Source organism: Streptomyces sp. NPDC022910 (assembly GCF_055561075.1).
In genome coordinates this window covers 74,085-100,203 of record NZ_JBVHHL010000003.1, presented here as the reverse complement: position 1 = coordinate 100,203, position 26,119 = coordinate 74,085, and the positions used below count along the sequence as shown (strand labels likewise).

The 26,119-nt window shown below is 71.2% G+C and carries 17 protein-coding genes; 11 read left to right on the top strand and 6 right to left on the bottom strand.

The window, feature by feature from the left end; all coding sequences use genetic code 11:
- The first annotated feature begins 161 nt into the window (after positions 1–161).
- From ACZ3TS_RS03800 to moeZ, 5 genes are all read left to right on the top strand, one after another.
- The gene (locus ACZ3TS_RS03800) at positions 162–1,892 is read left to right on the top strand and encodes a DUF3492 domain-containing protein (protein ID WP_467613460.1); all 1,731 of its coding nucleotides are present in this window, start codon (positions 162–164) and stop codon (positions 1,890–1,892) included.
- Positions 1,889–3,337 (top strand): hypothetical protein, encoded by a 1,449-nt coding sequence (locus ACZ3TS_RS03795; protein WP_467613459.1) that lies wholly within the window; start codon positions 1,889–1,891, stop codon positions 3,335–3,337. Before ACZ3TS_RS03800 ends, ACZ3TS_RS03795 begins: the two co-directional genes overlap by 4 nt.
- A 185-nt stretch (positions 3,338–3,522) precedes the next feature.
- The gene (locus ACZ3TS_RS03790; protein ID WP_467613458.1) at positions 3,523–4,482 is read left to right on the top strand and encodes an NAD-dependent epimerase/dehydratase family protein; all 960 of its coding nucleotides are present in this window, start codon (positions 3,523–3,525) and stop codon (positions 4,480–4,482) included.
- A complete protein-coding gene (locus ACZ3TS_RS03785; protein WP_467613457.1) occupies positions 4,470–5,219 on the top strand; it encodes a spherulation-specific family 4 protein in 750 nt (249 codons plus the stop codon). Before ACZ3TS_RS03790 ends, ACZ3TS_RS03785 begins: the two co-directional genes overlap by 13 nt.
- Before the next feature lie 63 nt (positions 5,220–5,282).
- Entirely contained in the window at positions 5,283–6,461 is a 1,179-nt protein-coding gene (moeZ, locus tag ACZ3TS_RS03780) for an adenylyltransferase/sulfurtransferase MoeZ (RefSeq protein WP_467613456.1), read from the top strand.
- Positions 6,462–6,865: 404 nt separating this feature from the next.
- Here the strand turns inward: moeZ and ACZ3TS_RS03775 are convergent, their stop codons facing one another.
- Positions 6,866–7,432 (bottom strand): YceI family protein, encoded by a 567-nt coding sequence (locus ACZ3TS_RS03775; RefSeq protein WP_467613455.1) that lies wholly within the window; start codon positions 7,430–7,432, stop codon positions 6,866–6,868.
- Positions 7,433–7,732: 300 nt separating this feature from the next.
- Positions 7,733–8,977 carry an IS110 family RNA-guided transposase gene (locus ACZ3TS_RS03770; protein ID WP_467613454.1) on the bottom strand — a complete coding sequence of 415 codons (1,245 nt, stop codon included), beginning with the start codon at positions 8,975–8,977 and terminating at the stop codon, positions 7,733–7,735.
- A gap of 393 nt (positions 8,978–9,370) precedes the next feature.
- Here ACZ3TS_RS03770 and ACZ3TS_RS03765 point away from each other — a divergent pair, with 393 nt between their 5' ends.
- A complete protein-coding gene (locus ACZ3TS_RS03765; protein ID WP_467613453.1) occupies positions 9,371–10,333 on the top strand; it encodes a DUF2332 domain-containing protein in 963 nt (320 codons plus the stop codon).
- Positions 10,334–10,672: 339 nt separating this feature from the next.
- Here the strand turns inward: ACZ3TS_RS03765 and ACZ3TS_RS03760 are convergent, their stop codons facing one another.
- Entirely contained in the window at positions 10,673–10,915 is a 243-nt protein-coding gene (locus ACZ3TS_RS03760) for a hypothetical protein (RefSeq protein WP_467613452.1), read from the bottom strand.
- On the opposite strand from ACZ3TS_RS03760, the gene ACZ3TS_RS03755 reads away from it, so the two are divergent.
- Both ACZ3TS_RS03755 and ACZ3TS_RS03750 read left to right on the top strand, forming a co-directional pair.
- Positions 10,916–11,332 carry a hypothetical protein gene (locus ACZ3TS_RS03755; protein ID WP_467613451.1) on the top strand — a complete coding sequence of 139 codons (417 nt, stop codon included), beginning with the start codon at positions 10,916–10,918 and terminating at the stop codon, positions 11,330–11,332.
- A 333-nt stretch (positions 11,333–11,665) separates the two neighbouring features.
- On the top strand, positions 11,666–11,857 hold the full coding sequence (locus tag ACZ3TS_RS03750) for a site-specific integrase (protein WP_467613450.1): 192 nt from the start codon (positions 11,666–11,668) through the stop codon (positions 11,855–11,857).
- Positions 11,858–12,018: 161 nt separating this feature from the next.
- Here ACZ3TS_RS03750 and ACZ3TS_RS03745 read toward each other — a convergent pair whose 3' ends face one another.
- The 3 genes from ACZ3TS_RS03745 to ACZ3TS_RS03735 all read right to left on the bottom strand — a co-directional run bounded on the left by ACZ3TS_RS03745 (position 12,019) and on the right by ACZ3TS_RS03735 (position 18,261).
- Positions 12,019–13,554, bottom strand: a complete 1,536-nt coding sequence (locus ACZ3TS_RS03745) for an alpha/beta hydrolase (protein WP_467613449.1) — start codon at positions 13,552–13,554, stop codon at positions 12,019–12,021.
- Between the two features lie 167 nt (positions 13,555–13,721).
- On the bottom strand, positions 13,722–15,287 hold the full coding sequence (locus ACZ3TS_RS03740) for an alpha/beta hydrolase (RefSeq protein ID WP_467613448.1): 1,566 nt from the start codon (positions 15,285–15,287) through the stop codon (positions 13,722–13,724).
- Positions 15,288–15,423: 136 nt separating this feature from the next.
- Positions 15,424–18,261: a lysylphosphatidylglycerol synthase transmembrane domain-containing protein gene (locus ACZ3TS_RS03735; RefSeq protein ID WP_467613447.1), complete on the bottom strand. Its 2,838-nt coding sequence runs from the start codon at positions 18,259–18,261 to the stop codon at positions 15,424–15,426.
- Between the two features lie 186 nt (positions 18,262–18,447).
- Between ACZ3TS_RS03735 and ACZ3TS_RS03730 the strand changes: the two genes are divergently transcribed.
- The 3 genes from ACZ3TS_RS03730 to ACZ3TS_RS03720 all read left to right on the top strand — a co-directional run bounded on the left by ACZ3TS_RS03730 (position 18,448) and on the right by ACZ3TS_RS03720 (position 26,108).
- Positions 18,448–18,813: an MGMT family protein gene (locus tag ACZ3TS_RS03730; protein WP_467613446.1), complete on the top strand. Its 366-nt coding sequence runs from the start codon at positions 18,448–18,450 to the stop codon at positions 18,811–18,813.
- A gap of 332 nt (positions 18,814–19,145) precedes the next feature.
- A complete protein-coding gene (locus ACZ3TS_RS03725) occupies positions 19,146–22,487 on the top strand; it encodes an ATP-dependent helicase (protein ID WP_467613445.1) in 3,342 nt (1,113 codons plus the stop codon).
- A 105-nt stretch (positions 22,488–22,592) separates the two neighbouring features.
- Complete coding sequence (locus tag ACZ3TS_RS03720; protein ID WP_467613444.1) at positions 22,593–26,108, top strand: ATP-dependent helicase; 3,516 nt, start codon at positions 22,593–22,595, stop codon at positions 26,106–26,108.
- The last annotated feature ends 11 nt before the right edge of the window (positions 26,109–26,119 follow it).

Genomic DNA, 26,119 nt, shown 5'->3' with positions numbered 1-26,119 from the left:
CGACCGAACGCTGTCTGTGCGGGAAAGTTACGTCCGTTCACCCCTTTTGGTGGCGCGATGGACAACCGTCCGTCGCGCCACCGCCATATCCGCATACGTTCGTCCCGCTGCGAGCCGCCGGGGCAACGGCGGCTCCCATACGGGAGATCGGGGGTGCACTCGTGCGCATCGGACTGCTTACGGAGGGTGGCTATCCGTATGTGAGTGGTGATGTCAGGCTCTGGTGCGACCGGCTCGTGCACGGGCTCGGGCAGCATGAGTTCGACATCTACGCGCTCAGCCGCACCGAGCGGCAGGACACCGAGGGCTGGATATCGCTGCCACCACAGGTCAGCCGGGTACGGACGGCGCCGTTGTGGACCGCGGAGGACCAGGGGGCCGCCTATGGGCGGCGGGCGCGACGGCGGTTCGCCGAGGCGTACCAAGAGCTGGCCGCCGCGCTCTGCACGGCACCTGAGCCAGGCACACCACAGAAAGCGGCCGAACCGGTCGGCCCCGAGGCGGACCGTTTCAGCAGCGCCCTGTACGCGCTCGCCGAACTCGCCCGTGACGAGGGCGGACTGGTCGGAGCCCTGCGTTCCGAGACCGCCCTGCGCGCCCTGGAACGGGCCTGTCGCGCGCCGCATGCCCTGCGCACCGCGCGCACGGCGCGCGTCCCCGATCTGCTGAAGGTGTGCGCGCAGGTCGAACGCGCGCTGCGCCCCCTCTCACTCGACTGGTACGAGGACGACGGGCTCGGCGCGGTAGACCTCTGCCATGCCACCACGGGCGGTTCGGCGGCCCTCGCGGGGCTGCTCGCCGGACACTTCGCCGGGGTACCGCTGCTGGTCACCGAGTACGGCGTGACGCTGCGGGCGCACTACCTGGGGGCGCCGGAGGAAGCGCCCCCGGTGCGCGCGCTGCTGGCCTCCTTCCAGCGGCGGCTGGCCGCCGAGGTGTACCGCAGGGCCGCCTGTATCACGCCCGGCAACACCCACGCCCGCCGCTGGCAGGAGCGGTGCGGGGCCGACCGGGCCAGGCTGCGCACGGTCTACCCCGGCATGGAGGCGTCCCGCTTCGCGGAGGTGGGCGAGTCGGCCGACGGCGCGGACCCTTGCACGCTGGTCTGGGTCGGCCGCATCGAACCTGCCAAGGACCTGATCTCGCTGCTGCACGCCTTCGCGGAGGTCCGCAAGGAGGAGCCGAAGGCCAGGCTGCGGATCGTGGGCGCCGCGGCGGACCCCGACGGCACGGCCTACCTCGGCCACTGCAGGGCGCTGGCCGCGCAGCTCTTCCCCGACGAGGCCGAGGGCGTGCACGCCGTCGGCGACAATCCGGTTTCCTTCGAGGAGATCGGCGGCCCGGAGGTGCCCGACCTGGCCGACGCGTACGCGGCCGGGGCCGTCGTCGTCCTGTCGAGCGTCGTCGAAGGGTTTCCGATCAGCCTGGTGGAAGCCATGTTCTGCGCCCGCGCGACGGTGTCCACGGACGTGGGCGCGGTGGTGGAGGTCATCGGTGGTACGGGCCTCGTGGTCCCTCCGCGCAACCCGCGGGCGCTCGCGGAGGCGTGCCTGGCCCTGCTGCACGACCCCGAACGCCGCGCACGCCTCGGCGCAGCCGCCCGCGCGCGAGCCCTCGAACTGTTCACGGTCGAGCAGAACGTCGCGGCATTTCACGGCATTTACCTGGAGGTCGTCTCCCACGCGCCGGTGCGGCGGGTGCTCGTGGACGACTCGGGGGAGCCCCTGCCCTTCGGAGCGCCGGCGGAGTCGCACCTGCCCGGGCGCTGGACCGAGGTACGGTCCCCGGGCGCAAGACCGCGCTGGGCATGGGAGCCGGGCGAGGCGATCCCACCCGTGCACGCTACCGGGCGGCTCCAGGAACCCGTCCCTGTGGCGGAGGGCGCGCGATGAGCGACGTGGGAGAACTGGACCGCCCCGGCACCCCTGACAGCCCCGGGCCCTGGGACGCGCGGTCGGAGGAATGGCTCGTCGGGGTGTGGGAGAAGCACGCGGACGCGGACGCGGACACGGACACGGCGACAGAGACGGCCGTGCGGGTGGACGAGGCGGTTCCGGATGGCGCAGACGAACCAGGCCGAGTCGGGGGCCGCAGGGAATCCGGCGCGACGCAGCACCGACGGGTGGGGCAGTGGGAAGCGCTCGACGCACCGCCCTGCGCCGAGGCGCGCACGGAGCCAGGTGCGCCCGAGCACGCGCCCCGTACCGGCGGTGCCGCGCGCCCCGCACCCACCGGGAGCGCCCACCAGGCCCGTAGGCCCGCCGCCCGCCGCGGTGCCGTCGATCCCGTCAAGGCCCTCATGCACCGGCACCGCGACCTGTGCGAGCGCGCCGTCGATCCCTTGGAGATCGCCGCCGGCCTGGAGGCGCACGGCCTGACCGACCGGACCGCCGCCCGCTTCCGGCACCGGGACGTGTTCTCGCTCGCCGAGGAGATGTACGCGCGCGTGCCACGCGACGGTGACCGGCCGCTCCCACCGCGGTCCGCACCCGCGGAAGGCTCCCGGGAACACTGGGCGTGGGCCGTCCTTGCCCTGCTCCCGGGCGTGCTGTGCACGGCCGCCGTCATCGGGTTGCGGACCACCGAAGGCCTGCTACGCCTCGCCGTCGCCGCGCTCGGCGTGCTCGCCGTCGCGTGCGGCCTGTGCGCGGCGCTCGGTCGCGGTCCCCTGCGCGCCCCCGCCCACGCCAGGTCCACCGCCGCACGCGCGGCGACGTGCTGGCTGCTCGCCCACGCCCTCCTCGGCGGCGGCCTGCTGCGCGCCGCACTGGACGGCGGCCCCGACGGCCCCTGGCCCCTGGCCACCGCGCCCGTCCTCGCTCTCGCTCTGGCCTGCGGCCCCGCCGCCTGGTGCGCGCGCCTGTTCGCCATACGCGCCCACCGCAGACTCGCCGCCAGCCGTGGCCTGGAGGAGTTCGCGTCCTCGGTCATACCGCTGCTGCTCGGCGTCTTCGGCCTCTTCCTCTGCGCCCTGGGCGCGCTGCTGGCACTGTGCGGAGCACTGCTCGGCGAGCCCGCCGCGTACGCCGGAGCCGGAGCCCTGGGCGCTCTCCTGCTGCTCGCCCGGCTGCTCACCGCGCACGGTTTCGGCCACGCCCCGGCCGTCGTCCTCCCTGCCGCGGCCGCCGCCGAGGCCGCGGCTGTGGCCACGGGCTTCGCCGGCCGCCTCCCCGGCTGCGCGTTCCTGGCCACGCCGGTCAGGGCCCTGGCCGACGCATGGGGCGCGGACGCCGTCCCGGCCCTGGTCTGCGCGTCGGCAGCCCTGGTCCTGCTGGTCCACGCGATCCGCGCCCTGACCCGGGCCTCGGCCCACGCCCGGCCGCCCGGATCCCCCTGAGCTCCGGTTCGTGACACCCACCTCCGGCCGCATGAACCGCAACCGTTGCCCGGGGACTCGTCCCCGGCGCCCCTTCTCCCGCGGGGCCGACACCGCGGGCCCCTCTCATCCCACGGCACCACCCCCGAAGGAGAACGCCAGATGATCACCTCCCGAACCGGAGAATCCGCCCCGGGAGCCGCCCGATGAGGGTCCTGCTGATCGGAGCCAACGGCTACCTCGGCCGCTTCGTCGCCGACCGCCTGCTCGCCGATCCGGCCGTGCAGCTCACCGCGCTGGGCCGTGGCGACGACGCCGACGTACGGTTCGACCTCGCGTCCGGCAGCCCCGGCGCGCTCACCCGCTTCCTGGACGCCGTTCACCCCGGAGTCGTCGTCAACTGCGCCGGCGCCATCCGCGGCGGCGCCCGCGAACTCACTCGGCACAACACCGTCGCCGTCGCCACCGTGTGCGAGGCGCTGCGCCGCAGCGGCTGCGGGGCCCGCCTGGTGCAGATCGGCTGCGGCGCCGAGTACGGACCCAGCCAGCCCGGCTCCTCGACGGCCGAGGACGCCGTCCCGCGCCCCGGCGGCCCGTACGGCGTCAGCAAGCTCGCCGCCACCGAACTGGTCCTGGGCTCGGGGCTCGACGCCGTCGTGCTCCGCGTCTTCTCGCCCGCCGGGCCCGGTACCCCCGCCGGATCCCCGCTCGGCCGACTCGCCGAGGCTCTGCGCCGCGCCATGCAGTCCGGCGACGGCGAACTCAAGCTCGGCGGTCTGGGTGTCCAGCGCGATTTCGTCGATGTGCGCGACGTCGCCCGAGCCGTCCACGCGGCGTCCCTCTCCGCCGCCCAGGGAGTGATCAACATCGGCTCCGGCCGTGCCGTGCGCCTCCGTGACGCGGCGGCCGTCCTTGCCCGCGTGGCCGGCTACGGCGGCACCCTGCACGAACTCGACGGACCTCCCGGCCCGATGCGCTCTCCCATCGGTCACCCGCGCAACGATCCGGAGCACGCCGCCCCGATCGCCTACCCCTACCCGGACGGCTGCGGCAGCTGGCAGCAGGCCGATGTGCGCACCGCCCGCGACCGGCTCGGCTGGCGGCCCCGGATCAACCTCGAAGAATCCCTCGCCGACATCTGGATGGAGGCGGCATGCCGCATCTGACCAGCATCACAGCGGGCACCGCGAACACCAGCCTGGGCCCCGGCCTCGGCATCCCCGGCTATGCACACCCCCTCGTCGCCCCGATGGAGTGGGGCGAACTCACCCGCCCGGGTACCCCTGTGCACTGGGCCGTCCTCAACGTCAGCGGGGGTCCAGGAACACGCCCCGACCCGCACTGCCTGGAAACCGCCGGACGGCTGCACAACGCGGGCATCCGTGTTCTCGGCCATCTCGACCTCACCTATGGCGCGCGCCCCTTCGGCGAATTGATCTCCGAGGCGCACCGGTATCTCGACTGGTACCAGGTCGACGGTTTCCTCCTGGACCGCTGCCCGACCGAACGCGCCGCGCTCCCCGAGGTCCGCCGCACGGTCACCACGCTCCGCGCGCTCCTCGATCCGGCCCACATCGTCCTGGGGCACGGCACCCACCCGTATCCCGGATACGCCGAGAACGCCGACCAGCTGGTCACCTTTTCCGGCTCCTGGAGCGACTACCGCTGGTCGCAGGTGGCCGAGTGGACCGCCGGCTACCCGCCCGAGCGGTTCTGCCACTTCGTGCACGGCGTGCCCCGCGGCCACCTCGACGAGGCGCTGCGCATCGCGCGCTGGCAGGGAGCCGCAACGATCTGGTTCACCGACCGCACGGACCGGGGCGGCCGCACCGATCCCTGGGAGGCCATGCCCGGCTACTGGGACGAAATTGTCTCGCGTATCGGAACGGGTGTCTCGGAATGAAGAAGGGCGTGGCAGTGTTACGGGGAGAACAACCGTAGTGATTGACCGACCAACGGAGTCCCCGTGTCGCTGCCACCCCTGGTCGAGCCGGCTGCCGAGCTCACCGTAGACGAGGTCCGCAGGTACTCCCGCCACCTGATCATCCCCGATGTCGGGATGGACGGGCAGAAGCGGCTGAAGAACGCCAAGGTGCTCTGTGTGGGCGCCGGCGGCCTGGGCTCGCCGGCGCTGATGTACCTCGCCGCGGCGGGCGTGGGAACGCTCGGCATCGTGGAGTTCGACGAGGTCGACGAGTCGAACCTGCAGCGGCAGATCATCCACAGCCAGTCCGACATCGGCCGCTCCAAGGCCGAGTCCGCGCGCGACACGGTCAAGGGCATCAACCCGTACGTGAACGTGATCCTTCACGAGGAGCGGCTCGAGGCCGACAACGTGATGGACATCTTCAGCCAGTACGACCTGATCGTCGACGGCACGGACAACTTCGCGACCCGCTACCTGGTCAACGACGCGTGCGTGCTGCTGAACAAGCCGTACATCTGGGGTTCGATCTACCGCTTCGACGGCCAGGCCTCCGTCTTCTGGTCCGAGTACGGTCCCTGCTACCGCTGCCTCTACCCGGAGCCCCCGCCGCCGGGCATGGTCCCCTCGTGCGCCGAGGGCGGCGTCCTCGGCGTGCTGTGCGCGTCCATCGGCTCCATCCAGGTCACCGAGGCGATCAAGGTCCTCACCGGCACGGGCGAGCCGCTCGTCGGCCGACTGATGATCTACGACGCCCTGGAGATGCAGTACCGCCAGGTCAAGGTCCGCAAGGACCCGAACTGCGCGGTCTGCGGCGAGAACCCGACCGTCACCGAGCTCATCGACTACGAGGCCTTCTGCGGCGTTGTCTCCGAGGAGGCCCAGGCTGCGGCCGCCGACTCGACGATCACTCCCAAGCAGCTCAAGGAGTGGATCGACGACGGCGAGAACATCGAGATCATCGACGTCCGCGAGCCGAACGAGTACGAGATCGTCTCCATCCCGGGCGCCAGGCTGATCCCGAAGAACGAGTTCCTCATGGGCACCGCCCTGGAGAGCCTCCCGCAGGACAAGAAGATCGTTCTCCATTGCAAGACGGGTGTCCGCAGTGCGGAAGTCCTCGCCGTCCTGAAGTCGGCGGGCTTCGCGGACGCGGTCCACGTGGGCGGCGGAGTGATCGGCTGGGTCAACCAGATCGAGCCGGACAAGCCGGTGTACTGAACACCGGCCTCGCTGACCAGCGATCCAGCAGAAGCCCACGGCTCTGACCAGCTCAGATGCCGTGGGCTTCTGTCGTTGTCGGTTGGCGTCGGCTGACCTCGTACGGCCCGGAGACGGCCCGGAGAGCGCGCCGGGCCGCCCGTTCCCAGGAGCACCGCTTTAGGAGTTCGAGCGCGCTTCTGCTGCGCTTGCCAGAACTCACGGTGTGGTCGGCAGGGGTCGGCAGAAGGCTCCTCCCACATCCGATCTAAGCCGCCATCGCCCGTGCTGTGCTGGAGCGGGCGCTTAGAAGATGCGGGCACGCCCCTCGGACTGGGCCTGGGCGGCTGTGACTGATTCCGCTGGCCGTCGCACGGGTTCGCCGTCGTACACCGTCGTTGCCGTCAGGACTGCCGTCGCTGCGGTCAGCCTGGTGCGTCGATCTCCTGAAGACCGGTGGTGACCTCGATGTCGACGGCGTCGCGAAGTTTGAGGGCGCCGAAGAAGCCCGAGTATGGCTTGATGCCCCATTGGGACTGCACCACGCTCCCGGCACCCTTGACGCTGCCGTCCTCTCGCTGTCGCACATCCAAGCGGAGCGGACGGGTCTGCCCAACCAGAGTCAGATCTCCCTCAACAGTTGCGCTGTCGTCGTGGATCTCCACGCCTGTGGAGGTGAAGGCCGCATATCGGTGCTGATCGACACGCAGCAGCTTGTGCATCGTTTGCTGGATCTGTTGCCTGTCGGCGTCGCTGAGCGGCTTGACCCCGCCGGTGCCTTCCAGGACCTTCAGCGCGCCCAGGTCCACGCGTACTGACACCACCGTCGGCTGGGTCGCGGGGTCCGCCGGCACCCTGACGTGGCCTTCCCACTCGGTGGCCTCGATGAGCAGGTCATGTCCAACCCTTGCGGCCATGCCCTGGCGAGCGGTGCGCATCAGCAACCGACCGACCTGCTTGCCAATCGCGTACTCGCCTGCTGCTATGGCCATGATTCCAGCCTACGTTCGGCCAGTCGGCCACGACATCAACCGTGTCATCGCTCCATCACATCCGGGTAGTGGCAGAGTTCCTACGGAGCGGTCCGACGGTCGACCCACTTCCATCAGACGTGTCGGTTGGAGCAGCCCCAGACCATACGGCAGGTTCGGCGGTCGAGTTGATCGAGCCGCACCTGCTGCCGGGAGCGTTCGGACCGATCCCTGACGCGTAAATAACAGCAGGTCAGGGTGGGTGTGGGCAGCACTGGACGCCCGGTGGCCGTGGGGTTGCCGGGTGGCCGGGGTTGCCGGTCAGGCTGCGTGCTCCCTCGGGTTGAGGGTGACGGTGTAGCCGAGCTGGTTGAGCTGGTTGATCGCGCGGCGGGTGGCGCGTTCGGGGTCGCGTTGGGTGAAGTAGGTGCCGCCGAGTTCGTGGTAGGGGACGTTGTCGGTGAGCATGTGCCAGATCGCGGTGATGATCGAGTGTTCGACGGCGACCAGGGCTCGGAGCGGTCCGCGGCGTGAGGTCAGCCGTTTGTAGCGGGCCTGCAGGTAGGTGTCCTTGGTTCGCACCGCGCCGAAGGCGGCCAGGCCGAGGGCGCCCTTGAGGTAGGGGTTGCCGGGGCGGACCTTGGCGTTCTTGGTGCGGCCGGCGGACTCGTGGTGGCCGGGGCAGACCCCGGCCCAGGAGGCGAGGTGTTTGGCGGAGGCGAACCGGGCCATGTCGCCGCCGGTCTCGGCGATGATCACTTCGGCGACGGCCCGGTTGATCCCGGGGATGGTGTCCAGGAGGTGGAGGGTGCCTCGAAAGGGGGCCATCGTCTCCTCGATCCGTTCGTCCAGCTGCCGGATCGCGTCGGTGAGCTGGTCGTAGTGGTCCAGGTGCAGCCGGGTCAGGAACGCGTGGTGCTCGCGGAAGCGTCCGGTCAGGGCCTCGGTGAGCTCGGGGATCTTGTTGCGGAGCTTGCGTTTGGCCAGCTCAGCGAGGGTCTGCGGGTCGCGTTCCCCGGCGATGAGGGCTTCGAGCATGGCCCGGCCGGAGACGCCCATGATGTCGGCGGCGACCGCGGCGAGTTTGATTCCGGTGTCCTCCAGCAGCTTCTCCAGCCGCTGCACGATCTGGCCGCGTTCGCGGGTCATCTGGGTCCGGGCCCGGGTCAGGTCCCGTAGCTCGCGCACCGGCTGCGGCGGGACGAATGAGGCACGGACCAGGCCGTGGGCGCCGAGCTGGGCCAGCCAGGCCGCGTCTGAGACGTCGGTCTTGCGGCCTGGCAGGTTCTTGACCTGCCGCGCGTTGACCAGGATCACGTTCAACTCGTCGGCCAGCAGGTAGTAGAAGGGCTTCCAGTAGTCCGAGGTCGCCTCGATCACCACCAGGGTGACCTGGGCGGCGAGCAGGTGATCGCGCAGGGCGAGCACGGCGTTCGTCGTCGCGCCCCAGGTCGTGGTCTGGTTGGTGAACGACCCGCGCCGTTTCGTACTCGGGGTGCGGATGCACGCCTTGGCGTCCTTCTTGCTGACGTCTACACCGGCGCAGCGTTCGTGCAGTACGTCCATGTCCAGAGCCCCTCCCTCAACGGCCGAGCGGTACGCCGTTCCGGGAGGGCCAGGGTGGATCAGGGATTCTGACGCACGTGCTCGCAGCAACACTCCACGGTTCCCGTGGACGGCCCTCGGCACCATGCTGGCCTGCGAGCTCACGGGCATCACAGAGACCTCGGTTTCGGCCGGAACGAACCCCTCCAGCGTCCCGGGCCCGCAGCAGCCCACGCCAGGGCAGACAGAAGCACCCCCGGCGCGCGCCACGGGATTTACCACGCCCCCGGCGCGCGCCGAAGGCGCGCTGCGCTGCTGACCTGCAGCTACTCAACACGGTGATGTGGCGATTTCCCGTGTTTACGTGGTCCGCGCATCTACCGGAACCTCCGGAGCGGCCCATATGATCACGCCATGGCGATGACGGGCTTGGACGACCGGGTCACGACGGCGGAAAACTACCGCCGCTTCGCCGAGCACGAGGCGGCGGGACGATCCCCCGCCTACGAGACGCTGGCCCTCGCGGTGGCGTCCGACCCGGACGTGCTGGGTTTCCTGGGCGCTCTGCCCGCCGACAAGCGCCAGCCGAACCTGCTGTTCGCCGCGGCCCGCCACATGCTCCGTACGGTGCCCGACGTGGACGCGCTGCGGGAGCTGGCCACCACGCGGGCCGGGGAGCTGCGGGCGATGGTGCTGTCCCGGCGCACCCAGACCAACGAACCGGGCCGCTGCGCAACGCTTCTGCCCGCGCTGGCTGCGCTCGATGGGCCGCTCGCCCTGGTCGAGGTCGGCGCGAGCGCCGGACTGTGCCTGCACGTCGACCGGTACTCCTACGACTACGGCCACACACACCTGACCGGCCGTGACCCACAGGCGCCGACACTCCGGTGCCGGGCGGAGGGACCGCACCCGGAACTGCGGATGCCCGAGGTGGCATGGGCGGCCGGCATCGACCTCAACCCGCTCGATCCGTCGGATCCCTGGGACCGGTCCTGGCTCGAGTGCCTGGTGTGGCCAGGGCAGACGGCCCGCCGCGAACGCCTCGTCTCCGCATTGGCAACCGCGCAGCGCCATCCTGTGCCTGTGCACGAGGGCGACCTGCTCGAAGCGCTGCCGGCCCTCGTCGAGCAGGCGCCCCGGGACGCGCGTGTTGTGGTCTTCCACTCGGCGGTGCTGGCATACGTCGGGCCGCAGCTCCGCGCCGACTTCGCCGGGCTGGCCCGCGAGCTTGACGTCGTATGGATCGCGAACGAGGCGCCGGGCGTGGTCGCCGACGTCACGCCGCCCCAGTTCGAGACCTCGCCGTTCGTCCTCACCGTCGACGGCGCACCTGCCGCCTTCACCCACCCGCACGGTGACTGGATCCGCTGGATGTAGCACGTGCAGCCGGCATGGCGCATCCCCGCCTCCCGGTCCCCGGGACGATGCCGGTCCCCGGTGTCCCGACATCCCCCGTGACCCATGCCAGGCCCTCTATCCGCGCCAAACGCGCTGGTAGGGGGCTTGCCGCTGCCCGGTCACTGCCAGTTCTCCGGGCTTCGGCATAACCCTTGCAGTGTCGCAGATCAACTCCACCGGCCCAGGCCAGAACGGGGTGGGGGCGATCACCCACGGGTGCCGTCTGTCAGCTTTGGTCAACCTCGCACGGCCCAGGGACGGCCCAGGAGACTGCCCGCTCGCCGCCGAGGTGATCGAGATCGCGCCCGCTCTGAGCCGTCACACGAGCGGCTGGGGAGCAACCCGGAGCTGCTCACTGTAGAGCCAGGTGAAGGTGCGGTCCGGTTCGAGATGGGCGTCTCCCCAATGGATGGCGTGGATGCCGTTCTCCGGGTCGGCCGTAAAGAACAGACAGACGAGCTTGGTGGAGGCTCCGAGCGCCTCGAACGTCTCGTGCAGCTCCTCGTACTCCTCCGTAGTCTTACGGGCTCGTTGTCGCGAGACGAGGGGGTCTTCGGCCATGTGGTCGACGAGGCCGGCGGATCGGTTCCGGAACTCGTTCGCCAAGTGGCCGCCGAGGCCGAACAGGCTTGGAAGCACTACGCAGTGGAAGGTGCAGTTGGCCCGGACACACCAGTGGAGATCGAGGACGCGCTCTCGCAGATCGACGCCGAGCGCGCCCAGGAACTCTTGACGTACCTGGCGGCCGATGACCTGGCATTCCCGGGCTCAAGACGCCGTGACCGCACCCACGCTCGCAGAACGGCGGAACGTGTCGTGCGCCTGCTGGGCTACGAGGCGGTCTGGTACACGAACATCAGCGACCTCTCGCGCCGGGTACGGGCATGGAACCCGGTAACCCGGCATACCTTCGACGGTGTCGTTGCGGGAACCGACGGGCGCTTCACTGTGGTGTTGTTGCAGGTGGGTGAAGACTGATCACACGTATCCACCGGCTGGTCGACTGCGGATGCCTCGGACACCTACCGCGTGAACCTCAGCCGACGGCAGTCAGCCACGACGGCGGGTGCGCTGACCGATCAGGCGCGCGTACGTCTCGCTGCACCCCCACCGGCCTCAGCCACGGTGCGACGCCGTCGACGGGAGCAAGCCGCGCCAGCCGGGTTGAGGCGACGGCGCTGAGTTGATCGCTTCGAAAAGCCCTCGGCTTGGGAAGCTTCGGTCCTCAAGAGGTGGTCACGACCTCACCTGCTGCGGAGCGCCGCTGCCATGGTGGATCTGGCTGGCTGATGCGGCCTGCGTCAGGGCGAGGTGCTGGGGCTGGCGGTCGAAGACGTCGACTTCATCGAGGGAGTGGTGCACGTAATCCGCCAGGTCAAGCTCATCCGTAACCGCCCCGTGTTCGCGCCGCCCAAGGGAGGCAAGACACGTACGGTCCCGTTGCCCGAGAGCGTTGCCCGGTCGGTCGAGGAACACATCAGCCAGGACCTCCTGCCGCTGTGACGCTGCCGTGGCGAGCGGTGGACGGCGCGCCGGTCACGGCGGCCCTGCTCTTCCATCGGGATCAGGGCCGCCCGGTCAACCGGAACGACTTCAACCGCTGGTTCCCCCGTTCCGATTGCGGGGGCTTCGGGTACCGCGGGTGCCCGAAGCCCCCGCAATCGTCATGAGCAGACCTTGCCGTCCTTCGGGACCGTCCCGTTCAGCAGATACGCGTTCACCGTCGAGTCCACGCAGGCGCTCCCGCTCCCGTACGCCCCGTGCCCCTCGCCCTTCCAGGTGAGCACGACACCGACGCCCTTGCCGAGCTCGTCGGCCATCTTTCGGGCGCCCTCGTACGGCGTCGCCGGATCCCCGGTGTTGCCCACCACCAGGACGGGCGCCGCTCCGGGTGCGCTGACCTCCGGATGGTCGAACTGCCCGGCCACCGGCCAGTCGTGGCACCAGCCGGCCGTGTCCCAGCCCAGGAAGTCGCCGAACACAGGTGAGATCTTCTCGAACTCCGGCAGTAGCTTCTTCATGCTCTGGGACGTCGGCCGCTGCCTCTCGTCCAGGCACGATATGACCCGCTGTGCGTGCGTCGTCGTGCCGTAATGCCCCGAGGCGTCCCGCTCGTTGTAGGCGTCGGCGAGGCTCAGCAGTGCGGAACCGTCGCCCGCCTCGGCCGCCTGAAGCGCGGCGGCGAGCGTGGGCCAGCTCTCCTTGCTGTAGAGCGGCAGCACGATGCCGGTGAGGGCCAGGGTCTGGGTGAGCTTGCGGCCGGACGACGTCGGCAGCGGCTTCGCGTCGATCCGCTTCAGCAGGTCCGCGATCTTCCGGGAGCCCTGCTTCGGGTCCTGGCCTGTCGACTTGAGGTAGTCGTCCAGCGCGCGCTGGAAGCCACGGGTCTGGTTCTTTGCGTGGCCCACGCTGTCGGCGGTCGGGTCGACGACGGCATCCAGCACCAGGCGCTCCACGTTCTTCGGGAACAAGTGGGCGTACACGCCGCCCAGTTCGGTGCCGTAGGAGATGCCGAAGTAGTGCATCTTCCGGTCACCCAGTACCTGGCGCATCAAGTCCATGTCGCGCGCCGTGTCGGTCGTCGAGACATGCGACAGCAGCTTCCCGGCGGCCTTCGCACAGCCCTTGCCGAAGTCGGCGGCGTCGGCGAGGTACGCCTTCTCCTCGGCGGCGTTGTCCGGAGTGGCATCGACGGTCTCGGCGGCCTGGATCGCCTTGTCGCCGCGACAGCGGATGCCCTTGCTGGCGCCGACCCCGCGCGGATCCCAGCTCACCAGGTCGTAGCGCTCGTGTAGCTTGGCGACCGTGCTCGCGTACGACGGCATCGTCGAGACGCCGGAGCCTCCCGGACCGCCGAAGTTGAACAGGAGCGAGCCTATACGGCTGCCTCCGCTTGCCTTGGAACGGATCAGCGCCAGGCCGATCGTCTCACCCCCGGGCTTGGCCCAGTCCAGCGGCACCTTGAGCGTCGCGCACTGCCAGTCACCGCCGGGCGCCGACGCGCCCTTGCAGCGGCCCCAGGCGAGCTTCTGGGAGGTGAGGGAGGTGGGCAGCTTGGAGGAGGCCGCAAGAGGTGACGCCGACGGGGAATCCGACCCGCCCTTCGCGTCGTCCCCGCCTCCGCCGGACGAACCGCTGCCGCAGCCGGTCATCAGCACCGCGGCCGCGACCGCGGCGGACCACCATACGAAACGTGACATGTGCACCCCCCTGACGAGCTCCCCACACGGAGCCGCGAGGAGCAGTCAGGCCATAGTAGGCGGACCTGGCCGAAGCCCACGCCCGCCTGTGGATAAGCCTCTGACCTGCGCTTTTCCTAGGGAGTGGCGCCGGTCGATGTGCCGGTCAGGACAAGATGCCGCTGCGACTAGGTGCAGACGGTGCCGGCTGCAGGAACCTTTCCGTTCAGCAGGTAGTCGTTCACGGCGTTCTGCACGCACTTGTTCCCGCTGTCGTACGAGCCGTGCCCCTGGCCCTTGTACGTCAGCTCGACGCCGACCCCTTTGCCCAACGCCTGCACCATCCTCTGCGCGCCCTCGTACGGGGTGGCCGGGTCGCCCGTGTTGCCGATCACCAGGATCGGCGCGGCACCGGGCGCGCTCACGTTCGGGTGGTTGGCGGCTCCCGCCACCGGCCAGTCGGTGCAGCTGAGCATGCCCCAGGCCAGAAACTCGCCGAACAGCGGGGAGGCAGCCCGGAACTGCGGCAGCCTGGCCTTCACGTCGGCGGGGGTGTAGCGCTGCTTCTCGTCCGCGCAGTTGATGGCGACGTTCGCCGGGATGAGATTGCTGTACTGGCCGTTCTCGTTGCGCCCGTTCAGCGCGTCCGACAGAAACATCAGCACCTTGCCGTCACCGGCGTACGCCTGTCGCAGGCCCTCGGTGAGGTACGGCCAGAAGTCCTTGGAGTACAGGGCCTCGGCGATGCCGTTGATCGCGGCGGTCTGGGTCAGCTGACGGGGGAAGATACCGGGGATCGGCTTGCTGTCAAGGCTCTTCAGCAGTTTGGCGATCCGGTTCTGGACGTCCTGCGGGGTTTTGCCGACCGGGCATCCCGTGCTCTGCGAAGTGCAGTCCCGGGCGTAGTTGTCGAGCGCGAGCTGGAAGCCCTTGGCCTGTCCGAGCGAACTCTGTTCCGGGTTCTGCGTCGGGTCGACGACCGCGTCGAACACAGCCCGCCCGACCTTCTTGGGGAACAGGTGCGCGTAGACGCCACCGAGTTCGGTGCCGTATGAGATCCCGAAGTAGTGCAGTTTGGCGTCGCCGAGCACTTGGCGCATCAGATCCATGTCTCGGGCGGCGTCGGTGGTGCGCAGATACGGCAGCACCTTGCCGGAGTGAGCCTTGCAGGCCCGGTTGAACTTCTTTGTGCTGTTCAGGTACGTCTTCTGCTCGGCGGCGTTGTCGGGCGTCGCGTCCTGCTGGAAGAACGCGTCCAGTTGCTGGTCGTTCTCGCAGATCACGCCCGCGCTGCGGCCGACCCCTCGGGGGTCGAAGCTCACCAGGTCGTAGCGGGTACGCAGGGTCGCGTAGTCCTGTGCGAAGGCGGGCAGCGCGGTGACGCCTGAGCCGCCGGGGCCGCCGAAGTTGAAGATGAGGGAGCCGATGCGCTTGCCAGGAGGGCCGCTGGCCTTCACCCGGATCAGCGCGATGTCGATGCTGGCGCTCTTGGGGTCGTTCCAGTTCAGGGGCGCCTTCATGGTCGCGCACTGCCATCGGCCGCCGTTCGGCAGGGGAGAGGGGGCGCTGCCGCCGCCCTCCGACGCCGACGGCGCCGGGCAGTCCTTCCAGTTCAGCTTCTGATTCGACCAGTTCGCCGTCGGGCTCGACAGCCCCACACTCGTGGAGGCGGTGGCGCAGCCCGTCAGCAGAGGGGACACAAGGACGGCGGTGGCAGCCACGCAGGTGGCGCGGATCCGGTGAGGGTTCGGCATGGTCCCATCGTGGGCCCGAGTCCGGCGGGGCGCTCAGGATGCGGGCCGTGCGGGTGACTCCCCCTTCCGGGGACCGCGTGTCGCATTGTCTGACGGGGGTGCACGCGCGCGTGCACCCCCGTTGCCGTGCGCAGCTCTAGAGCGCGCCCTTGCGCGTCAGATGGTTGAAGAAAAGCCATCCCGGGAGCACCGGCAGCCAGAGCGTCAGCAGCCGGTACAGCAGCACCGCGGGCGCCGCGACCTCCTTGGGAAGACCCACGGCGATGAGACCGACCGTCAGAGTCGCCTCGACCGCACCCACGCCGCCCGGGGTCGGGGCGGCCGAACCCAGAGCGTTGCCCGCGAGGAAGACGACCGCGACGCTGGCCAGGCTCAGCGTGGTCTTCTCCTCGTGCCCGAAGGCCCGGATCGAGGCGTCCAGGCACATCACGAAGGACGCGGTCAGCAGCAGCATGCCGCCGATACCGGTGACCAGCTTCTGCGGCCGCTGCAGGACGTCGAGCATGCGGGGCACGACACCCGCGAACAGCGACCTCACGCGCGTGACGACGAATTTCCGCAGGAACGGCACCGACGTCACCACGAGGACCAGCACGGCGACCGTCAGCAGACCGGCGATGACCGTGCGGGACGGCGACAGGGACGGCGTCTTCTCGGTGCCCGTGAGGTAGCCGAACGACAGCAGCATCAGCACATGGCAGCCCAGTCCGAACAGCTGGGACGCGCCGACGCTCGCCACCGCCAGTCCCGGCCGCACGCCGGAGCGCTGCAGGAAGCGCGTGTTGAGCGCGACACCGCCGACGGCCGCAGGTGCCACGATCTTCACGAACGACCCCGCGACCTGTGCGGCCACGGTCCGCCAGAACGGCACCCGCTCGGGCACGAAGCCCAGCAGCGCCATCGCCGCCGCGACGTAGCTCAGCGCCGAGAAGAACACGGCCGCCGCCACCCAGCCCCACTGGGCGTTGGCGAAGAGGGTGCCGAACTGGATGTGCGTCAGCTGCGTCAGCAGGAAGTACGCGCCGATGGCACCGGCGATAAAACTGATCAGCGTGCGCGGCCGCACCCGCTCCAGTCGGGCGGGTTCCACGGGCGCCTGTGGCCGGATCCGCAGCACCTGGTGGCGGATCTGGGTGAGCAGGTCCTCTTCGCGGGCCTCGTCGAGCGCCTCGTCGAGCGCCCGCTTCTCGGCCCGCTGCGCGGCGCGTGCGGACTTCTTGTCGGTCTTGTCGAGGATGACTCCGGTGCCCTCGTGGTCCTCCTCCAGGCGGGCCGCCTTGGCCTGGCGGGACGCCTCCAGGACCGCCTCCCGTTCGCGCTCGGCCCGCTCGCGGGCCAGTTTCCTGAGTGTCGCGCGCGTCGAGCGCGTCAGTGCGATGGGCTGCAGCATGGGCAGACAGTCGGCGACCGCGTCAGGGCCGAGCACGCCGACCGCGGACGCCACCGCACGCTCGGCACCGACCCGCAGCCCGAGCGTGGTCAGCAGCTGCGCGATGTCCATCCGCAGCATCAGTTCGCCGGCCGCGATCTCGCCGCCACGCAGGTCGGTCAGGATGACGGTGCCGGAACGATCCACCACGATGGCATCACCGGCGAGCCGGCGGTGTGCGATGCGCCGCGACTGGAGGGCACGTACCTGGTGCCAGGTGTCGTGCAGCAGCGCGTCGGTGATCTCCTCGTCGGGCAGCTGGTCCAGGCTGCGGCCGCCGGTGTGCTCGTAGACAAGCATCACGGCGTCGGGGCCGAGCTCTGAGGTCGCGATCAGCTTGGGCGCGTTCGCGCCGGCAGCGATGGCCGCGTACGCGAGGAGAGCCTCCTGCTCGAGGGCCTGGCGCAGCGACTGCAGGCTGCGCCTGGTGGTGATGCCGCGCAGCGTCAGCTGCCGCCACACCCGGTAGAAGAAGCCCTGGGCCTGCTGTTCGCGGTCGACGACGGTGACGTCGAGGGGCGGGCCGTCCTCCAGGGACACGAAGTAGCGCCGGCCCCGGTCACCACCGTTGTCCGTCGTGCCCGGCATCTCCTCGCGTGCCGCGCTCACGGGGCGGAAACCCACGGTGCGCAGGCCTGCCATCAGGGTCCGCCCGGTGGGCCGCACGTTCGGCGAGCCGACCGCGTACAGCGTGCCCGCCGCGACGCTCCAGCCGATCAGCACCGTCAGGATGATCGAGAACGGTGTCGTGTAGCCGGTGACCAGCATCGAGAAGGCGTCGAGCAGCAGCACGACCCACAGCACGGCGCGCCAGCGCGGTCTGCGCGACATGCCCACGGCCGTCATATAGGCGATGACGGGTGCTAGATAGCCGTGCACCGGGTCGGTCAGGGCGTGGATGTCGCCGGGGGAGGGCTGGGTGAGTGCCTCCTGGATGGACGGGGGGGCGGCCCTGGCGACCCACAGGTCTGTGGCGAGTGTCACGCCGTGTGCGAGAACCGCCGCGAGAACGCCGTCGGCGATGCGCAGCCCGTCCCGTTTGATCAGCCGTTCGATCGCGAAGGCGACCGGCACCAGCAGGATCGCGATGCTCGACGCCAGACCCGCGATCTTGATCAGAAGATCGGGTGCCTGCCCTGTGCCCTTGTTGATGTCCTGTTCGAGCCCCGACGTGGTGCCGTGGGCGAACGCGGCGATGGCGAGCAGCACGATGATCGCGAGCACGCCCACCAGGAGACGCATCAGGTCGGAGGGCCGGTGCACGCGCGCGGGGAGCAGCGGTTCGTCGCCCTCGACCTCGTCGTTGTGGGTGTCGGCGGAGTGGTCGTGCGGCTCTGACCGCCGCCTGGGACCCACCGCCCGCGGCTTCTCGCCCTCGTACGCCTTCTGGGGTGTGTCTTCGCTCTTGTGCGCGTCGTCGCCGGCACGCGTCTTCTTCTCGCCGGCGCCCTCGCCGGCGTTCTGGCCCGCGGTGGCGGTGTCGGGGCGCGACGAACCATCAGAGGTGCCCTCCCCGCCGTCGGGGTGCACGCCCTGCTCTTTCATCGTCTCTTCTTGATCTCGTATCACCAGTCACCGCCCGCACGATGGTGGCATGCCCACCCGACACACGGGGGTATCAGGGTGCAAATGCGGGGGCGCACAGTCTGCCCGAAGCACTGCGCCAGGGCGAGGGCTGCGCCTGGCCGCTCTCACGTCACATTGTCGGTGGTGTGGGGCAGGATGGGTCGGATGAGCGAGGAGAGCCTTCCGGCGGATGCCCTGCCGGAGTACGCGGAACGGGTCCTTGACGTGGCCGAACGCATTCCGCCGGGGCGCGTGATGACCTACGGGGACGTGGCCGAGTGGCTGGAGGAGGGCGGCCCGCGCCAGGTGGGCCGCGTCATGGCGCTCTACGGCGGAGCGGTCCCCTGGTGGCGTGTCATCCGGGCGGACGGCGTACTGCTCCCGGGCCACGAACTGGAGGCACTGGACCACTACCGCGTGGAGGGCACCCCGCTGCGCGAGGCCGGCCGAGCCTCCGAGAGCCATCTGCCGCGGGTCGACATGAGGCGGGCGCGATGGGACGGCGACAGACGCGCGGCGGGTCACACCTGACAGCTTCCGGCATCGCACGGGCCGGAGAGGAACCCATGGCCCGTACGGGGGAATCCCGGCACGTCCGTGACATGCCGTACGTTCGTGCAGCGGGGGACAGGCGTGACCCGACGGGCACGAGTGGCTGGACGGGCATGCCGCGTCACGGGGAAGCCCTGCTTCCGCCGCTCGCGCGGGCGTAGCGTCGACGGCGCGCGTTCCTCTCATCCCGCGGCCACCGCCCGCCACGCGCGGCAGTCCTCCGACCCGTCGCCCGACCACCACCCCTCGACGTCGGCGCTCCGCGCCGACAGTGACAAGCCCGAGCACGACCACCAGGACCGGCGAACCACGTGAGCTCCTCTTCCTCCACCAGGCGCCTGCCGCACCCCCAGGTGCGGCAGGGGAGCCGTGGCGCTTACCGACTGGTGCGTACCCCGTCCGTCCGGGTGGATCCCCCTCTGCTGGACGCAGCACAGCGCGCCGTGGTTGACCACGAGGCCGGTCCGCTGCTGGTTCTCGCAGGCCCGGGCACCGGCAAGACGACCACGCTCATCGAGTCCGTCGCCGCCCGGATGGCCCGCGGCGGCTCCCCGGAACGCACCCTGGTCCTGACGTTCAGCCGCAGGGCCGCCGTCGACCTGCGCGACCGGATGGCCCTGCGCATCGGGGCGGCACACGCCCCGCAGGCGACCACGTTCCACTCCTTCTGCTACGCCCTGGTCCGCGCCCACCAGGACACCGGTCTCTTCGTTGAGCCACTGCGGCTGCTGTCCGGCCCCGAACAGGACGTGGCCGTGCGCGAGCTGCTCGCGGGTCAGCCAAGCCTGGAGCGACTCGGGCTCGCGCACGTGCGCTGGCCCGACGAGCTGCGCGCCTGCCTGACCACGCGCGGCTTCGCCGACGAGGTCCGCGCCGTGCTGGCCCGCACCCGCGAACTCGGCCTCGGCCCCGACGCCCTGCGCCGCTTCGCCGAGCGCATCGGCCGCCCCGACTGGAAGGCCGCCTCCGCCTTCCTCGCCGAGTACCTGGACGTCCTCGATCTCCAAAGAGTCATCGACTACGCGGAGCTGGTCCACCGTGCGGTACTCCTGGCCCGCCGCCCCCGGGTCGCCGAGCAGTTGGCCGCTCAGTACGACGCGGTCTACGTGGACGAGTACCAGGACACCGATGCCGCGCAGGTGCGCCTCCTGAGGGCGCTTGTCGGCGGCGGCCGGACCCTGGTGGCCTTCGGCGACCCTGACCAGTCGATCTACGCGTTCCGGGGCGCCGACGTGGGCGGCATCCTGGATTTCCCGCACGCCTTCCCGCGCGCGGACGGCGCTCCGGCGCCCGTGGAGGTCCTCAGGACCTCCCGCCGCTCCGGAGCCGGCCTCCTGGCCGCCACCCGGCTGCTGACCCGGCGCATGCCCCTGACCCGGCTTCCGGCGGAGAGGGTGCGTGCCCACCGGGAGCTCGCCGCGGTACGCGACGGGGGCCGCGTCGAGGTCTTCACATACCCCACGCCCGGCACGGAACTCGACAACATCGCCGACATCCTCCGCCGTGCCCACTTGGAGGACGGCGTGCCGTGGGGCGAGATGGCCGTCCTGGTGCGCGCCGGAACCCGCACGATCCCCACGGTTCGCCGCACCCTGACGGCGGCCGGAGTCCCCCTGGACATCGACGGCGACGACCTGCCGCTGCGCCACGAACCGGCGGTGACTCCCCTGCTGACGGCACTGCGCGCGGTGGCGCGGGCGGAGGCCGCGAACACGAACCGCGAGGGGGGTGAAGAGGAGGAGGCCGGACGGGACGAACAGGCAGAGGCGGAGTCGGAGGCCTGGCTCGACACCGAGACTGCGCTCACCCTCCTCGCCTCCCCACTGGCCGGCATGGACGCCGCCGACCTGCGCCGCCTGGGCCGCGCCCTGCGCGAGGAAGAGCGGGCCGCCGGCAACCCCGTACCTCCGCCCTCCGACGAACTGCTCGCGCGGGCACTGGCCGAGCCGGAGCGGCTGGTCGCGCACGACCCGGCCTACGCGCGCGGAGCCCAGCGGCTCGGCGCGCTGCTCAGGAAGGCACGTGAGCGGCTCGCGGGGGGCGGCACGGCCGAGGACGCCCTGTGGGAGCTGTGGGACGGCACACCGTGGCCCAAGCGCCTGGAGAGTGCCTCGCGGCGCGGCGGCGCGGCCGGGCGCAACGCCGACCGTGACCTCGACGCCGTGTGCGCCCTGTTCGCGACCGCCGCGCGCGCGGAGGAGCGCACCGGTGGCCGCGGTGCCCTCAACTTCCTGGAGGAGACAGAGGCCCAGGACATCGCCGCCGACACGCTCACCCGCCGGGCCGTGCGCCCCGACGCCGTGCGCCTGATGACCGCGCACCGCTCCAAGGGCCTGCAGTGGCGCCTGGTCGTCGTCGCAGGTGTGCAGGAGGGCCTGTGGCCGGACCTGCGCCGCCGCGGCTCCCTGCTGGAGGCGGACCGCATCGGCCACGACGGGCTTGCCGAACCCCTCACCCCCGGCGCGCTTCTGGCCGAGGAACGGCGACTGTTCTACGTCGCCTGCACGCGCGCGCGTGAACGCCTGATCGTGACGGCCGTGAAGGCACCCGCAGACGACGGCGACCAGCCCTCCCGCTTCCTCGCCGAACTCGGTGTCGAGCCCAAGGACGTCACCGGCCGCCCACGCCGCCCTCTGTCCGTCGCCGCGCTCGTGGCCGAGCTGCGCGCCACGACCGTCGACCCGCGCGTCTCCGACGCCCTCAGGGATGCCGCCGCCCGCCGACTGGCCCGGCTCGCCGCGCTCGCCGACGAGGACGGCCGTCCCCTGGTGCCCTCCGCGCATCCCTACCGCTGGTGGGGCATGTGGGACCCGACCGAGAGCAAGGTGCCCCTGCGCAACCGCGACCAGCCCGTCGCACTCTCCGGAAGCGCCCTCGACCAGCTGGCTAACACCTGCGCCCTGCAGTGGTTCCTGGGCCGCGAGGTGAAGGCCGACGCCCCCGCGACCCTCGCCCAGGGCTTCGGCAACGTGGTGCACGTCCTCGCCGACGAGGTGGCCTCCGGGCGCACCCCCGCCGACCTCGCCGTCCTCATGGAGCGGCTCGACTCGGTGTGGAACGCGCTCGCCTTCGACGCGCCCTGGAAGTCCACGCAGGAGAAGGACAACGCGCGCGTGGCGCTCGAACGCTTCCTGAAGTGGCACGTCATGGACCGCACCGGGCGCACGCCGGTGGCGAGCGAGCACGACTTCGACGTCACCCTCGAAGCAGGCGACTACCAGGTGCGCATCCGCGGCTCCATGGACCGCGTCGAGAGGGACGGCGAGGGCCGCGCCTACGTGGTCGACTTCAAGACCGGCAAGCAGGCGCCCAGCGCCGCGGAGGTGGACCGCCATCCGCAGCTCGCCGTGTACCAGCTCGCCGTGCGCGAGGGCGCCGTCGACGAGGCCTTCGGCGGGCTGCGCCCCGAGCCCGGCGGCGCCGAACTCGTCCAGTTGCGGCAGGCCGCCGCCAAGAAGGACGGCGGCGACACCCTGCCCAAGGTGCAGGCCCAGGAGCCCCTCGCGGGCGAATGGATCGGAGAGCTGCTGGCCAGCGCCGCGGGCAAGGTCCTCGACGAGCGCTTCGCACCGACCACCGGACAGCACTGCACGCACTGCGCGTTCCGGGCCTCGTGCAGCGCCCGTCCGGAGGGCCGTCATGTAGTGGAGTGACAATGGCTGTGTGATGCACCGCACCACAGGTGCTGACCAGCGTTTCTTCGAGCACGGCGGGCGATGTGGCATCCGCTGTCAGTGGCCGCCGCTAGCCTCTGCGACGTGCCCGCCCGTATCACCGACCCCGAGCAGCTCAAGGAGCTCCTCGGCATCCCGTTCACCCCGGAGCAGACGGCCTGCATCACCGCGCCGCCCGCCCCGCAGGTGATCGTGGCCGGTGCCGGGTCCGGCAAGACCACGGTGATGGCGGCCCGCGTGGTGTGGCTCGTGGGCACCGGACAGGTCGCCCCGGAACAGGTCCTCGGACTGACGTTCACCAACAAGGCGGCCGGTGAACTGGCCGAGCGCGTCCGCAAGGCGCTCGTCAAGGCAGGCGTCACCGACCCGGACGTGATCGACCCGGACAACCCGCCCGGCGAGCCGGTGATCTCCACGTACCACGCCTTCGCGGGCCGTCTGCTGACCGACCACGGCCTGCGCATCGGACTCGAACCGGCGTCGCGCCTGCTCGCCGACGCCACCCGCTACCAGCTCGCCGCGCGCGTCCTGCGCGAGGCGCCCGGCCCCTACCCGGCGCTGACCCGCTCCTTTCCGGACCTCGTCAGCGACCTTCTCTCCCTCGACTCCGAGCTGGCCGAGCACCTCGTACGACCGGAGGAGGCGCGCGCGTACGACGCCGAGCTGCTGCGCACGCTGGAGAGCGTCCGGCTCACCAACGCCGACCTGCGCAAGGTTCCCGAGACGGCAGCAGCCCGCCGGGAACTGGCCGAGCTGGTCGGCCGCTACCGCGCAGCCAAACGGGAGCGCGACCTCCTCGACTTCGGCGACCAGATCGCCCTCTCGGCGACCCTCGCCCGTATCCCCGAGGTGGGCCGCATCCTGCGCGACGAGTTCCGTGTGGTCCTGCTCGACGAGTACCAGGACACGTCAGTGGCCCAGCGCGTCCTGCTCGCCGGACTGTTCGGCGGCGGCACCGGGCACCCCGTGACCGCCGTGGGCGACCCCTGCCAGGCGATCTACGGCTGGCGCGGCGCGTCCGTCGCCAACCTCGACGACTTCCCCGAGCACTTCCCGCACGCCGACGGCCGACCCGCGACCCGCCGGGCGCTCAGCGAGAACCGCCGCAGCGGCGGCCGCCTCCTCGACCTCGCCAACGGCCTCGCCGAGCCGCTGCGTGCGATGCACGCGGGCGTGGAAGCGCTCCGCCCGGCCCCCGGCGCCGAGCGCGACGGACAGGTCCGCTGCGCACTGCTGCCCACCCACGCCGAGGAGATCGACTGGGTCGCGGACTCCATCGCCCATCTGGTGCACACCGGCACGCCGCCCGGCGAGATCGCGGTCCTGTGCCGCACGGCGACCGACTTCGCCGAGATCCAGGGCGCCCTCGTGGCCCGCGACATTCCGGTGGAGGTCGTGGGCCTGTCCGGGCTGCTGCACCTGCCCGAGGTGGCCGACCTCGTCGCCGTCTGCGAGGTCCTGCAGGACCCCGGCGCCAACGCCTCCCTGGTCCGTCTACTCACCGGCCCGCGCTGGCGCATCGGTGCCCGCGACCTCGCCCTCCTGGGCCGACGCGCCCGGCTGCTCGTCTCGCACGCGCGCGTGGACGCCGACGACGACCCGGATCGCCGACTCGCCGCGGCCGTCGAGGGCGTCGATCCGTCCGAGGTGATATCGCTCGCGGATGCCCTCGACACCTTCCTGGAGCTGCCCATCGAGGCCGGAGGGGCGGACGACGGGCTGCCCTTCTCGCCCGACGCCCGCGTGCGGTTCGCGCGCCTCGCCACCGAGCTGAGGGAGCTGCGCCGCTCCCTCGCCGACCCCCTGATGGATGTCCTGCACCGGGTCCTCACCGTCACCGGCCTGGAAGTGGAACTGTCCGCCTCCCCGCACGCGCTGGCCGCCCGCCGCCGCGAGACCCTGTCGAACTTCCTGGACATCGCCGCCTCGTTCGCCGTCAACGACCCGGACGCCACCCTCCTGGCCTTCCTCGGCTTCCTGCGCACCGCCGCCCAGTACGAGAAGGGCCTCGACAACGCCCTGCCCGGCGGCGAGAACACCGTCAAGGTGCTCACCGCGCACAAGTCCAAGGGGCTGGAGTGGGACGTCGTCGCCGTCCCCGGCCTGGTCACCGGTACCTTCCCGAGCACCCAGGGTCGCGAGAAGTGGACCGCCCAGGGCAAAGTGCTGCCCCACGCACTGCGCGGCGACGGTGACACCCTGCCCGACGTCGAGAGCTGGGACTCCCGGGGACTGAAGGCCTTCCACGAGGCCATGAAGGAGCATCAGCACACCGAGGAGCTGCGCCTCGGATACGTCACCTTCACCCGCCCCCGCTCTCTGCTGCTCGGCTCCGGCCACTGGTGGGGGCCCGCCCAGAAGCGCCCCCGGGGGCCCTCGGACTTCCTCCAGGCCCTCTACGACCACTGCGCCGCCGGGTACGGCGAGATCGAGGTCTGGGCCGAGGAGCCGGCCGAGGACGAGGAGAACCCGGCGCTCCACCGGGCCACCGCCGAGCACGCCTGGCCGCTCCCGCTGGACGAGGCGGCACTCGCCCGCCGCCGCGCCGCAGCCGAGACCGTGCTGGCCCACCTCGACGAGGTCGCCTCGCATGAAGGCGCCCGCCCCGCGGTCACCCACGACCCCTCCGCGCACGACAACCCGGATTGGCCGGCCCCGCCGGACGGCGAAGACCTCCACGAGGAGCAGGACCCGTACGACGACTTTCCCGACGCCGGCCCCTACGACGAGATTCCCGACGGCTTTCCCGAGGAGGCCACCGACTGGGAGTCCTGGACGAACGACCGCCCCGCGGACGGGCCCGAAGCCGCCCACGCGCGCGTGCGTCTCGTCGACGACACCCCGACCGTCCCGCACGCCCGTCGGCACCCGGCCGATGACGGCCACGCGCTCACGCCGGAGGAGGCCCGAACGGTCGCCTCCTGGGACCGCGACCTGGACGCCCTCACCGGAGAGCTGCTGCGTGCGCGCGCAACCGTCGCCGACGTACCCCTGCCGCCGTCGCTGACCGCCTCCCAGGTGCTGCGCCTGGCCGCCGACCCCGACGGGCTTGCTCAAGAACTCGCGCGCCCCATGCCGCGCCCCCCACAACCCGCCGCGCGCCGTGGCACCCGATTCCATGCCTGGGTCGAGGCGCGCTTCGAGGAACTGCGGCTGCCCATGCTGGAGCCCGAGGAGCTGCTCGGCAGCGACGCCGAGATCGCCGACGAGCGCGACCTGGAGGCACTCAAGGACGCCTTCGAACGCACCTCCTACGCACACCGCACCCCGTACCGCGTCGAAGCCCCCTTCCAGCTCGCCATCGCCGGACGCGTGGTACGGGGCCGCATCGACGCCGTCTACCGCACGGACGACGGCGACGGAGCGGCATACGAGATCGTCGACTGGAAGACCGGCCGCACCGGCACCGGGGACCCGCTCCAGCTCGCCCTGTACCGGCTCGCCTGGGCCGAGCAGCAGGGCGTGCCTCTGGAAGCAGTCGAGGCCGTGTTCCTGTACGTCCGCACGGGGGAGGTCGAACGCCCCGAGGACCTCCCGGACCGGGCCGCACTGGAGCGGCTGCTGCTGGCCGAGCCGTCCCCGGAGGAACCGGCGGACTAGGATGTCGGCGC